At 63.9% G+C, this 11,817-nt stretch carries 8 protein-coding genes; 1 reads left to right on the top strand and 7 read right to left on the bottom strand.

All coding sequences use genetic code 11. From position 1 onward, the window contains the following. Positions 1 to 13 precede the first annotated feature (13 nt). Complete coding sequence (locus ACTRWB_RS36025) at positions 14 to 1,360, top strand: hypothetical protein (RefSeq protein WP_446904701.1); 1,347 nt, start codon at positions 14 to 16, stop codon at positions 1,358 to 1,360. A gap of 189 nt (positions 1,361 to 1,549) precedes the next feature. Here ACTRWB_RS36025 and ACTRWB_RS36020 read toward each other — a convergent pair whose 3' ends face one another. The 7 genes from ACTRWB_RS36020 to ACTRWB_RS35990 form a co-directional block, all read right to left on the bottom strand. Beyond that, a complete protein-coding gene (locus ACTRWB_RS36020) occupies positions 1,550 to 2,224 on the bottom strand; it encodes a lytic polysaccharide monooxygenase (RefSeq protein WP_446904743.1) in 675 nt (224 codons plus the stop codon). A gap of 617 nt (positions 2,225 to 2,841) precedes the next feature. Then, positions 2,842 to 4,377, bottom strand: coding sequence for a flavin-dependent monooxygenase QhpG (gene qhpG, locus ACTRWB_RS36015; protein WP_446904700.1), 1,536 nt, complete (start codon positions 4,375 to 4,377; stop codon positions 2,842 to 2,844). After that, the gene (locus ACTRWB_RS36010) at positions 4,374 to 5,786 is read right to left on the bottom strand and encodes a radical SAM protein (RefSeq protein ID WP_446904699.1); all 1,413 of its coding nucleotides are present in this window, start codon (positions 5,784 to 5,786) and stop codon (positions 4,374 to 4,376) included. Before ACTRWB_RS36010 ends, qhpG begins: the two co-directional genes overlap by 4 nt. After that, on the bottom strand, positions 5,776 to 6,639 hold the full coding sequence (locus ACTRWB_RS36005) for a hypothetical protein (protein ID WP_129517691.1): 864 nt from the start codon (positions 6,637 to 6,639) through the stop codon (positions 5,776 to 5,778). Before ACTRWB_RS36005 ends, ACTRWB_RS36010 begins: the two co-directional genes overlap by 11 nt. Continuing rightward, positions 6,629 to 8,065: a hypothetical protein gene (locus ACTRWB_RS36000; RefSeq protein WP_446904698.1), complete on the bottom strand. Its 1,437-nt coding sequence runs from the start codon at positions 8,063 to 8,065 to the stop codon at positions 6,629 to 6,631. The genes ACTRWB_RS36005 and ACTRWB_RS36000 overlap by 11 nt, the downstream gene beginning before the upstream one ends. A gap of 9 nt (positions 8,066 to 8,074) precedes the next feature. Further along, positions 8,075 to 9,604, bottom strand: coding sequence for a ferritin-like domain-containing protein (locus tag ACTRWB_RS35995; RefSeq protein WP_446904697.1), 1,530 nt, complete (start codon positions 9,602 to 9,604; stop codon positions 8,075 to 8,077). Between the two features lie 213 nt (positions 9,605 to 9,817). Further along, the gene (locus ACTRWB_RS35990) at positions 9,818 to 11,809 is read right to left on the bottom strand and encodes a hypothetical protein (protein WP_446904696.1); all 1,992 of its coding nucleotides are present in this window, start codon (positions 11,807 to 11,809) and stop codon (positions 9,818 to 9,820) included. Between the last annotated feature and the right edge of the window lie 8 nt (positions 11,810 to 11,817).

The following is an 11,817-nucleotide window of genomic DNA, read 5'->3' as shown; positions in this document are numbered from 1 at the left end:
GCGGAGCGCGCCGATGTCCTTTGCCTTTGCATCGAACCTGTTCCATGCAATCGCGCTCGAAGCCCACTCGCTGGGCAAGGGTGTGCTCGCCGGCGACGAGATCGCGGCGAAGCTCGCGAGCGGCAGCGGCGATCTCGCGGCGCGGCTGAAAGCCGTGCTGACCGATCCTGCCGGCCAGCGCGCGGTGTTCGCGTCGCTGCGCGCGTTCGCGCCCAATATCGCCACGGACAAGACGTTCGTCACCGCCTATCGGTGCGACGGATCGGTCATCGTCACCCTGGCGGCCGACGTGCGCGAGGTGCTCGATCGGCAAGACGACTTCGAGGTCGTCTACGAACCGAGGATGCGCAAGATCACGGGTGGCCCGAATTTCTTCCTCGGGATGCAGGATGGCGCCGATTATCAGCTCAACGCGTCGATCATGCGACTCGCCGCGCAGCGCGGCGACGTGGTCGACATCGTCGTCCCGAACGCGCGCGATGCGGCCCGGCGGATCGTGGCCGCGCATCCGCACGAGATCGATCTGCCGCAGGTGCTGACCACGGTCGTGCCCGCACTGATGGTGCGGGAGTATTTCGGCGTCGATACCGCGTCCGTTCCCGATCTCGTCGAATGGACGACCGCGATGTTCTGGTATCTGTTCGCCGATCTGCAAGGCGATCCGGTGGTGGAAAGCAAGGCGCTCGATTACGCCGGCCAATGCCTGAGCGCGATCGATGCGGCGATCGCCAGGCTCGACGCGAACCCCGGCGGCCCGGTCACCGTGCTGAAGCGTGCGGTGGCACTGCGCGATGCCGGCGCGGGCGGATTCGGCGGCGCCGGTATTCGCAACAACATGATCGGCCTCGTGATTGGCGCGATTCCGACCATTTCGAAGGCGTGCGTGCAAGCGCTCGACGTGCTGCTCGATCATCCGGACATGCTCGCGCAGGCCCAGGCCGCGGCAGCGCGCGGCGACGAGCAGGCGGTCGGCTCGATCCTTTTCGAGGCACTGCGGTTCAATCCGGTCAATCCGGTGATCTATCGTCGCGCAACGCGTGACTGCGAGATCGCGTCGGGCACGACGCGTGCGTGCCAGGTGAAGAAAGGCGCGATGGTGTTCGCGTCGAACCTGTCCGCGATGTTCGATGCGGCCGTGGTCGACGATCCGGATGCGTTCCGCACCGACCGGCCTTGGGACATCTATATCCTGTGGGGCTATGGCCTGCATCGCTGCTTTGGCGATGCGATCAATCGCGCCATCATTCCGGCGCTGATGACGCCGCTGTTGGCAGGCGCGCCGCTGGCGCGCGCCGACGGCGCTGCGGGGCGGCCGGATACCGAAACGCCGTTCCCGCAACATTTCTCGGTCGTGCGATGAACCAACAATTGAGCTGCTGCGGGGAAAGTCAGGATGGCGGCTGCAGCTGTTGAACGTCGAAGAATGGTGTCGGACCGACAACGATTCGGATAACGAAACGGATGAGCCGCGATCGTTCCGGCCGCGCTGAGCGCGTTCTTCAATTCATGACGCCCCGGGCATCGCCGGGCGCGTCATGTCGCGGCAGTATCAGAACGGGCTGCGTGTCGTATCGCCATCGGTGAACACCGCGTCGACGACCTGATAGAACGCCATCGCCGTATCCGCAACCTCCCAGACCGCAAGGATGACGTGGTAGCCGCTACGCATCGGCAGCTGGCATGGGTGAATGGTCGGCTGCTGTGGCACCAGGTTCGCGTTCGGGTCCCAGTATGGCTGGCCGGGATTCTGGATCGTGCAGAACGGCGTGGGCTCGAACTGCGCGCGCGTCAGCTTTTCCGACGGGTTCCAGTCGGCGCGTGTAATGAAGTAGTTCCAGCGACGCGTCTTGTGCACGGCGCTGAATTCCCATTTGAAATTCTGCACCGCGCCCGGCCGTAGCGGGATCTTCTGCCAGCGGCCCGGCGACTGCTCGTTCAGCACGGGCAGCGGGCCATTCGTGCTGGCGCCGGCGATTTCGCCGTCCTTCGGTGGTGCGGCATTCTTCGCGTCGTCCGGCGCGAACGGATCCGACAGGCCGCTTTGCGTCGCGGGGAAGAACTTGCCGTTCTCCATCGCGTTCGCGTGCCAGGCGTCGACAGGGCAGTTCGGATTCTGGCCTTGCGTGCACAGCACGATGCGCGAAGGCGGTTCGGTCAAACGGCCGTGCGCGTGAGCACCGGCCGCCACGACCAGCAGTGCCACGCCGGCCAGCGAGCATGGCATGACGGAAGCAACGTATCTGCGGATGATCTTGTTCATGAGCCCTCATGGCATTGATGTCGAAACGGATATGCGCACATCGAGCCTGTCGCAAGATCCCGGGCAGAGATTCCTGTCGACGCGTCGTCGCGCACGCTGATCGGCAAAAGCGGCGGTCGAATGAAACCGCGGCAAGCGATAATCAATCGCCACGCTTCCTGACAAATCACTTTCACCAAATCAAACCTTATCCGCAAAAATCGGAAAAATAAATTTCCCTCATTGATAATTTTTTGATTCTCGACATCGAAACATCCATTTTCAGGATGCTTCGTTCGTCGCCCTGATGTAACGCGGATTTTGGTGTTTGACGATCGTGAATGATCGATCTCGACATTTCGTGTTCGAAGGACACCGGCATGATCGCCTTCGTTGTTCAATAATTTTATTAGTTGATTAATATTCGAACTGGATCGAGATCATCAATAATCGCAAACCATATTAATATTTATGGTTGCGCCAAAGCATCACAGCGGACACGATGAGAAAAGCGCACCGAGTATTCTTGGGTGGCTCCTCCCGGTTATTTTTGAAATAGCTTTTTTGCAGTGGATTTTATCTTTGTGAGATCTGCAGGAATCCTATGAGGCTGGATAGGTATTCCCGCCGCTGAAGACAGCGGGCTCGACCATTTGCTTGCTCCACAGCCATTCGAGCAGCTGTTGCGCCCTGGCCGCTTCCATCGATCTGCCGAGAAACGCAATCAGCTCGAGCGGATGCGTTGCCCGCGTCAGCATGTCGAGGAGCGGAAACAGCGCCACGCCATTCCAGAACGCGACGGGTCGATCAAGACTCGGATGCTGCAAGGCGGGATGCGCGGTGACGCGGTCGCCGGTCGCGCAAGGCACCACGACAATGCCGGTATTGCGGGCGAAGCGGATCGGACTGTGCAAGGGCAACGGAGGCGCGGGCTCGCCGGGCTGGGGCTGGTTCGACGGCACGTGCGCCAACTCGTCTTGCAGCGCGTGCGTCATGAGGTCCACGCGCGCCGCGGTTTCGTCGTCGAGCGAGGCCATCGCAACCGTATCGGACGTCAATGCGGGCGTCGAGCGCAGGCGCCAGAAAGGCGACTCGGCGCACCATGCCTGACGGTAGTACCCGGCCGTCCATGCGAGGTGACGCGCCGCGCCTTCGTTCAGGCGCGATTCGTAAAAACGCTGCGCCAGTTCGCGCTCCGACGCATCGCTTGCCCGGCACCATGTGTTGATCGCGATAGCGGCCTGGAGCGAGAAGCGCATCGCCTTCTCGACGCCCGAGGACGAGATCGGGTCGAGCGCGAAGGCCGCGTCGCCGAGCTTGATGCGTCCGTCCTGCCAGGAGAGCGCGTCGACGTAGGGCGTCGATACGCACATGCGCGGCGAATCGCACCAAGGCAAACCTGCAATGTCCTTGAACAAGGCGCTTCGCGTGCAGGCGTTGCGCAATACAGACGCCGGCTCGCGTTCGAGCGCGTCGTCCCGCGCGGAGGGATCGAACGTGAACATCACGCGGTAACGGCCGCCCGGCAGCGCAGCGCCCCACATCCATCCGTCATCGAGCGCTTCCACGCGCGTGGCGGCATCGGCATGCGCAGCCAGTGTTTCCATCGCGGCTTCGGCCCATACCGTGGACAACCGAGGCGCGCGCAAGCGCTGCGGCTCGCGCCGGCTCTGCCGGCCCTGGGCATCGAGCAGCACGTGCGCCTCGACGTTGCGCAGCCCGTCGGGCGTAGCGATTTGCACGCGCCAGGCACCGGGCGCTCCGTCGACTTGCGCGACGCTCGCCGGCCGCAGCACTTCCACGCCGCGCGCCACGGCCAGGCGCAGCAGCGCCGCATCGAATGCGGCGCGCTCCACGACGGCGCCGTCGTGCGCCACCGTCTCGATCGATTCGCTCGTCCAGCGTACGCTCGTGGGCTTGCCTGCGAGGATGGGAACGGATTCGAGCACCTCGTCCGCGTCGAGGTAGTCGATGATGTTTCTGACACCCGGCGTCAGCGCTTCCCCGATCTGCGGACGAGGCCATAACGGGCTTCGCTCGACGAGCAGCACGCGATGCCCGAGATGGTTCAAGCGAAGCGCCACGCACAGGCCAGCGGGACCTGCGCCGGTCACGAGCATGTCGAACGTGCGATTCACGCCGTTCCCGCACCACCAGACGACGCGCCAGGCGAACCGGCAAACCAGGCCGGCGCATAACGCGCGAGCCTGCCATGCGCGCCGATTGCATAGTGCAGCCAGCCGCGAATGTAATCGCAGGCGCTGCGTCCGCGCTCGAGGACCTCGTGATGGCATCCGCCGCCGCAAAGATAGCGCGCCCAGCATGTATTGCAGGGCTGTTGCTGGTGCACGTGACGCTCGGCGAGCCAGATCGTCTGGCGCGCCTGATCGACACCCGTGGAGAGATGCCCCATGGCGCCGGCCTCGTCGCCGACGAAGCGGTGACACGCCGCCAGCTCGCCATCGGCGGAGACGCCGAAATACCCCGCCCCCGCGCCGCACGGATACGGCCGATGCGTGCCGCGCTGGATTTCGCGCAGCGCGTTCTGCATGTTCGAGAACGGGTAGCGCTCGCCGCGCATGACCTTTTGCTCGAACGCGAGCCCGCAGGCGATCATCCCTTGCAGCATGTCTGCCATATCGTCCGGGCCCATTTCCGCGCGACCGTTCGAAGCGCGCAGCAGCGGCGAGAAGCCGACGCTGTGGAACCCCATGTCAACGAAAGTATCGAGCGTGCTCGGCAAGTCGAGATTGAACGGCGTGACGGTCACGCGCGCCGACACCTGCATGCGCCGCTGGCGCGCAAGCAACGGCGTCACGCGCTCGACGATGTGATCGAACGAGCCCATGCCGCCCTTGAACGGACGCAAGCGGTCATGCACGGGCGCGGGGCCGTCGAGGCTGACGGTGACAGCGAAGCCGTGCTCTTCGAAGAACGCCCCGTCGTCTTCCTGCAGCAGACTGCCGTTCGTCGTCACTGAAAATTGGCATCGGATTCCGCGGGCATCGGCGCGCTCCCGCGCGTGGACCGTCGCCGCGCGCAGCACCGCGCGATTGGCGAGCGGCTCACCGCCCATGAATGCAAGATTGATCTTGCCGCCGTCGCTCGCCTGCTCGATCAGCAGGTCGACTGCCGCAAGCGCGGTTTCGAGCGGCATGTTCTTCGCCTTGCCGCCAAATTCCCCTTGCTGGGCGTAGCAATAGGTGCAGCCGAGATTGCATTTCTGCGCGACGGCAAGCGACAACGCGTGCACCGGCATTTCGGTCAAAGGCTCGTCGTCGATCGCCGCGCGCATGTCGAGCCCGCGGCTCGCGACCAGCGACGCGACGGCCTGCGCATCCCCTTCCTCGAGCGCCGCCTGAAACGCGTCATGCAGATCGTGCGGCACATGAAACAGGCGGCTTCCGTTCACAAGCAACAGTTGCGCGCCCTCCGCATCCTCGACCACGTGGATCCCGGGATGCCGCGGGCGCGACGCCTCGACGATGCGCGCCGCCATCGCCGACGCCAGCGGCGCGAGCGGCTCGACGGCGCGATCAGGTTTCATCGGCATCCTTGCCGCGGATCACGAACTGCAGATCCTCCTGCCAGGACCGGAACAGATCGTCGTAGGACCACAACCGCGTGTCGACGCGATTGTCCGGCACGTACGTGCCCGTGCGGCGCTTGGCAAGCCACATGTCGCCGCGCGCCAGCCCGTCGTCGCCCGGCTCGACATTGACGAAGTCGGGTCGCGACGCGGCCCAGTAGTAGCACGCGCATTCGCGATAGTCGTTCTGCCAGGGCGCGCAGAGGCCTTGCGTCAGCTCGCCCGGTTTCAGCATCTCGGGGTTGAAGCTGGCGGTGTCGCCCTCGAAAAAGTGCCTCAGCGTGAGCGTCGCCTTCAGGGTCTCGGTTTTGCCTTGGACGTAGTACACCTCTTCCAGCGCGTTCTCGTGAGCCGTGAATTCGCATTCGACCGGCTTGCCCTGCAAATGCACGATGCGGGCGATGGAGTTCGACCACTCCATGAACGACACCGCATTGGGATTGGGCACGCTCGCCAGCGTGACAGGATCCCCGTCTGGCAGCACCGGCCCTCTCGTGAGGACCATCGTGCCGACCTTGTGGCCGTCGAAGCTCAGCAGGCGGCGCGTCTTGAGATGCTCGTAGCCCGGCTCCGCATCGACGACGTAGTTGTTGTTCTCGACCAGGGTGATGCCGACGAATGCGCGCCGCCAGAAATTGCGGAAATCGAACTCCAGGCCCGGGAAGCAATTCGAAATCGCCGTGCGCGGCAGCGCCGAGGCCGGGTTGCCCACGCCGCGATGGTGAATCTGCGCGGTCAGGTTGGACGCGCGGATCTCCCCGTTGCCGGGCTGCTCGAGGTCTTTCGGAACGTTCGGATCGTTAGCCGACATGCTTGTCTCCCTTCGGATCAGGTTGTCCGAACATCGCGTCTCGCGCCGCCTTGATCACCAGGTTGATGTGCCGGCGCGTGAGCGTCAGGCTGCGGCCATCCGCCCCGCGCATCAGGGCCGGCATCTTGCGCAAGCCCTCGGCGGTCAGGTCGCCGATCTCCTCGGGCTGGCGCAGCAGCTTGGCGAACCACGGCGCGCCACCCGCCGCCAGCGTGCTGAACACGCGCTCGTGCAGCGCACGCAGCGCGAGATTGTCGACGATCGATTCGGCGGCGATCGGCTCGTAATAGCGCTCGAAGTCGGCCGTGTTCTGCCGCACCATCGTGCTCGCGACGTTGAGCCTTCCGTTGACCGGGTTACCGTTCATGACGGCGGTGTTCATGAGGCGGATCGTTTCGAGCGCACGCAGGACGATCTCGGTGGCTTCGTCGATCGATACGCTCTCTTCCGGGATGTGGATGCCGTGGAGAATCTGCTCCATCTCGTCGGACACCACGCGCACCGGCAGGGTATCGGGCGCATAGGCCGGCGGCCCGGCGCCGATATAGCCGTGCGCGCGCAGCGTGGAGCCGTCCCTCCTCGTCAGCACGACTTGCACGTGGCCATCGCATTCGTCGTCGAGATAACCCCAGCTGACTTGATTGCCATCCTTGTCGGCGTATCCGGCAAAAATCTGCGCGGGGTTGGTCGGCGCCGGATGCGCCTTCGTGGGGCCGCCCGCCTCCCTGAAGCCGAGCCACTTGCCGGGCTTCTCGGCGTAGAGCAGGAGATCGTCGCGATCGATGACGGGATCGAGCTTCAGCTTGTCTTCGCTTTCCTTGTCCGAGGTGCGGCGCACCAGCCGCGTGCCGTACACGATACCGGCGGCAGGGGTGTAGCGCAGGCGGATCTCGGGGAACTGCGCCGTCGGCTTGACGAACTGGACGTGGCCGAGCGGAAGATGCCGCCCCTGGCGAAAGTGTTCGCAATGGCCTTGCATCGCGTGCCGCTTGTGATCCTTGAGGCCGGTCAGGTTCGCGTGGATCTTGTCGTTCGCGTCGTTGGTGCGGCGGTAGATCTTGATGTTGCCCAGATGGATATCCCAATGCAGCGCGTCGAGATCGAGTTGTTCCATCGCGAGCAATTGCAGCGTGAGCGGCTGCAGCGTATCGGGCGCCTCGCTCGTGCGCGCAAACACTTCGAGAAAAGGCGCGACAGGCCGCACCTTCCTGTTCTCGTCCTTGAAGCGAATCGTGTCGGGCACATAGGCCTTCACGATCTCGCCGCTTTCGGGATCCACCTCCAGCGTCGTGCACGGCACGATGCGTCGAAAGTCGAGCGGGTTGTCGGGATCGACGACGAGGTCGAACGCTTCCAGCGGCGTCGCCGCGGCGCCCAGCCTGCCGACCGCGATGGGCGGCAAAATCCGGAGTTCCAGTATCGGCATGTGCGGCTCCTAGAGTAGCGCCAGGTCGACGTCGCCGGACAGGATGCGCCTGGCGACAGCGGCCAGGTTCTTGTCGGCTTCGCGCAGACTGAGCAAATACGGATGGCGCGCGGCATCGGTCCTGGCCAGCAAGGCCGCCACGAGGTGCTCCGAGGCCTCGAGCAGATCGAGGTGCCCGCGCCAGCGGTTTGCCTCGCCGAACGGGCTGTTGAGCGTATAGGGCATCTGGAACGGCGGCCCCGCGAGCGACGCGTCCGGCTCAATCGACACGCGCGACTGCATCAGGATCTCCGAGAGCGCGCGCAGGTTGTACATCTCGCCGAACGCCGCATTGACGATCGTGCCGCGCGGCGTGAACTGCCCGGCCGCATTGAGCCCGCCGTAGAGCGTGAAGCTGTGGATCAGGTACTGCAGCAGCATGCGGTAGCGCAGGTTGAACAGCGACGCCCACAGCTGGGTCACCGGCTCGGTGATGGGCGTCACGGGTGCGCCGCCCTGCTCCGGCACGAGCGCGGGGTCGAGCGCCACGTAGGGATTGACCGCGACGGGCCGCGAAGGCCGCCAGGTGTCGTCTACCTTCGCCGCGTGCAGCTCGGCCGCCGCTGCCGGATAGGCTTCCGTCCAGGCTTCTTCGAGAAAGTCGTCGGGGCGTGCGGCAAGCCAGCTGTCGACGCCGCACAGCTCGCCTTCGAGGACCGCGCGCATCTCGACATAGATCCGCAAAAAGCGCACGAAATGCGAGGGATCCTTGCCGTGGGGCGCCTCCCCTTGCTTGGAGATCTTATCCAGCGCGTTCACCGCGTCGTCGCGCGAGGTGGCGGGCATCACGAGCACGTCCGGCGTTCCGCCTAGAGAGCGACCGCCGCCGCTGCCCCTGTGGCCGCCCTTGTACCCGCGTCCCCATTCGGCGAAATCCGCCTGGCAGCGGTAGGTGTCGGCCTGGAAGGCATCATCGGGCAGGTGGTCCCTGACGAGCGGAATCAGCGTATGAAACAGCTCGGCGACCTTATGAGGCCTGGATACCTGCTTTCCGATGCGTCGGCGGATATCCTTGCCCAGCTCGCCGCCGTCCCAATGGAGCGGCGCCTCCGTATAGACGTATTTCGCGAGCGAATCCAGCGTCAGCGGTTCGAGCATGAAAGGGAACGGATAGAACGGCGTATCCCACGGGTAATCGTCACGCTCGAAATGCAACGGCGAGCCGATCAGACGCAGCACGTTCTGCACCGTGATCAGGTGGCCCATCTCCTCCTTGGCGATGCCGAGGATGGTTTCCTGCCAATTGCGGACCGTGTCGCGAAACGCCGCCGGCACCTGCGGCCCGCCCAGCGAATAACCGGCGTACAGATACTGCACCATCAGGCAATGCTCGATTTCCGCGTCGATGGACAGCAGATAGGTGACGTAATCGCGCGTCGAGAGCTCATGCTCGAGCAGATGCTTGATGGAATAGTCTTCGGCGACCGGCTCGCCAGGCGCAAGCCGCTCCAGGGATGAACCGCCGGGCGCGAGATGCCGCCACAATCTGAGAGATTGCATTGCCGCTCCTTATTACCGACGTCTGAAAAAGAGGGTTGTGCAGAACTACAGGGAATGGCTGGTACTTCGGTATCGATGCGCGCCAAACGCCTTTCGACTCGCCGCGTGGCCGTTCGAGCGGGCGCGTCACCGCCCCTCCCGCTCGTCGTTCCCGGCTCCGGCTCCCCGTAGCATTCCGCGGCACGTTCAACTGCGACCGCATGCGCCGAACCATCAGGTTGGCTGGCAGATGAACGGGTATTCCGAATCGTCAATCAACGGCTCGATGTCGAAGAAATCGTTGAGCACCGATTCCGCCGTGCAATAGGCGCCTTCCACCCAGGCCTGATCGTTTGAGTAGCACTCCCCTACGATAAAGACGGGCGCATCCTTGCCGTCGAGCAGCTGCGACGGCTTGCGTATTTTTTGCTGGACGTCGGCAACGTCGTAGTGCGCAGCCCACGCGTGGTAGCCCGCACGGAACGGCGGCAGCGACCAGTCGACATAGGCCGCCTCGAGCGGCTCGGGCACGTCCGCAAAGTCCGAGTTCGGTCCAAAGTGCAATTCCGCCAGCTGCTTTCGCAGCATCTTGACCATTCTGTCGGGCACTTTGCGCGGCCCGATCAGCGGTTGGATATCGTCGGCGATCGGCACATGCCGCTCTTCGTTCGGCCCGAGCTCCAGCTCGCGCCAGAACGTCGTGAAGGTTTCGTCGTCGTAGGAAGCCAGCAGGCCGTAGACCGGCTTTGTATTCTTGTCAGTCGCGTTATTGCCGAAGTAGACCACCATGCGGATCGGCGTGTCGGTCACGCTCGGTCCCATGGTGTTGCGCTTGGCGACGGCGAGCAGCAACGTTTCCTGCTTGATGGTCATCCGCTCGTCGGCAGCTTGTTCCACAGCCTTGACCAGCTCGTCGGCGCTCGCGAACTGGACATTCAGGATCGCGTCCGAACCGGACATCGCCTGCACGAACACGGGCGGAAAGTCCTGCGCCTTGAGCGACGCGATCACGGCATCCGTTACTTCATAGCCGTCGATCTTTGGCGGATAGGGCGTTGCCGGGTCCAACCACCATTCTTTCTCGAAGAACATGCCGACCTTGTAAGACGGTTGCATGATGGCCGACTCGAGATAGAGCTTGACCTTCTGGTCGTTCAGGACGTCCAGTCCGCCCCGATCGTCATAGCGGGAGCCCTGGGCAACCTGTTCGAGCGCCGCGCGCGGCATGGCCAGCCAGGCGGCCGACGTGGTCTGACGGGCAGCCTCCCGGTAGGGATCTTCCCGCTTCGCGATCGTGTAATGGACGACGCCGTCCTCGACATGGATGGAGCGCAGCCGCTGGTTCGGGTAATACTGAAGCGTGACGCCTCGCTGCCGCGCCAACTGCTCGATGGCCGCAAACAATGCGTGAAACATGCCCGAGTAGCCGGTCGTCAGCGTCATGTACTGATTGCCCGGCGTGAATTCGTTGTTCGCCTCGAAGGCGACCGCGGAATTCCAGTTGATCACGTTGGACGAGTATCCGTTGCCGTCCGCGGCGTACTGATAGCCTTCCGAGCCGAGCTGGTCGTACATCAGGTTCCAGTAGCCGATGTCCTTGAGCAAATCGCCTTTCTGGAAGATGGAGCTCGACGGCAGTTCGGCCGTGATGCGGCCATGCTGATAAAACGCGTCCCACTGCTTGCGTGTGCTCGGACCACTGGTGCTCGTGACCGACAACGCTTCGACGACGGCGAAGCCCTGGTCGGGCGTGGTCGCGGCACCAAAGTTGTTGGCCGCGTACGGCGCCGGCGTGCGCGAAGAAATATCGTTTTGATAGAGATTCCTGGCGCGCAGGTAGTAGAGGGGATTGCTCGATTCGTTGAAAGGCACGGCATAGCGGTCGAGCCCGAGCTTGGCGATCACCGTCGTGACCAGCCGGTGGCCCTGCGCTTTACCGTCGTTGTTGCCGTTCCATTGCGAATAGCGCATGCCGCCCAACTCGAGGTACGAATGGTCGGGATTGTTCTGGTAGTGCCAGGTGCAGACCCGGGCACCGGGTGCACGGGTGCCCTGAAATTCCTTCGAAAAATCGTACTTGCCCCAGTCGAAGAGTTCCAGGACGTCGCCCTGCTGCAACTGCCGATGCGGATCGCCCCCCGCTCGCGTCCGGCCATTCAACAGTCGCCAGGCCGTGTATAGACCGGCGGCACCACACCCGAAGATCGAATAGGTCTTGCTTGCCATGGTGTCCT

Source organism: Burkholderia sp. YIM B11467 (genome assembly GCF_052952715.1).
Note: the sequence above shows the minus strand (reverse complement) of the source record. Positions and strands in the feature narration are given on the sequence as shown.

Bases quoted from the DNA above. Each gene is read 5' to 3' on its own strand.
- ACTRWB_RS36025 (WP_446904701.1), top strand. From the start codon at position 14: ATGTCCTTTGCCTTTGCATCGAACCTGTTCCATGCAATCGCGCTCGAA.
- ACTRWB_RS36020 (WP_446904743.1), bottom strand. From the start codon at position 2,224: ATGCCATGCTCGCTGGCCGGCGTGGCACTGCTGGTCGTGGCGGCCGGT.
- ACTRWB_RS36010 (WP_446904699.1), bottom strand. From the start codon at position 5,786: ATGAAACCTGATCGCGCCGTCGAGCCGCTCGCGCCGCTGGCGTCGGCG.
- ACTRWB_RS36005 (WP_129517691.1), bottom strand. From the start codon at position 6,639: ATGTCGGCTAACGATCCGAACGTTCCGAAAGACCTCGAGCAGCCCGGC.
- ACTRWB_RS36000 (WP_446904698.1), bottom strand. From the start codon at position 8,065: ATGCCGATACTGGAACTCCGGATTTTGCCGCCCATCGCGGTCGGCAGG.
- ACTRWB_RS35995 (WP_446904697.1), bottom strand. From the start codon at position 9,604: ATGCAATCTCTCAGATTGTGGCGGCATCTCGCGCCCGGCGGTTCATCC.
- ACTRWB_RS35990 (WP_446904696.1), bottom strand. From the start codon at position 11,809: ATGGCAAGCAAGACCTATTCGATCTTCGGGTGTGGTGCCGCCGGTCTA.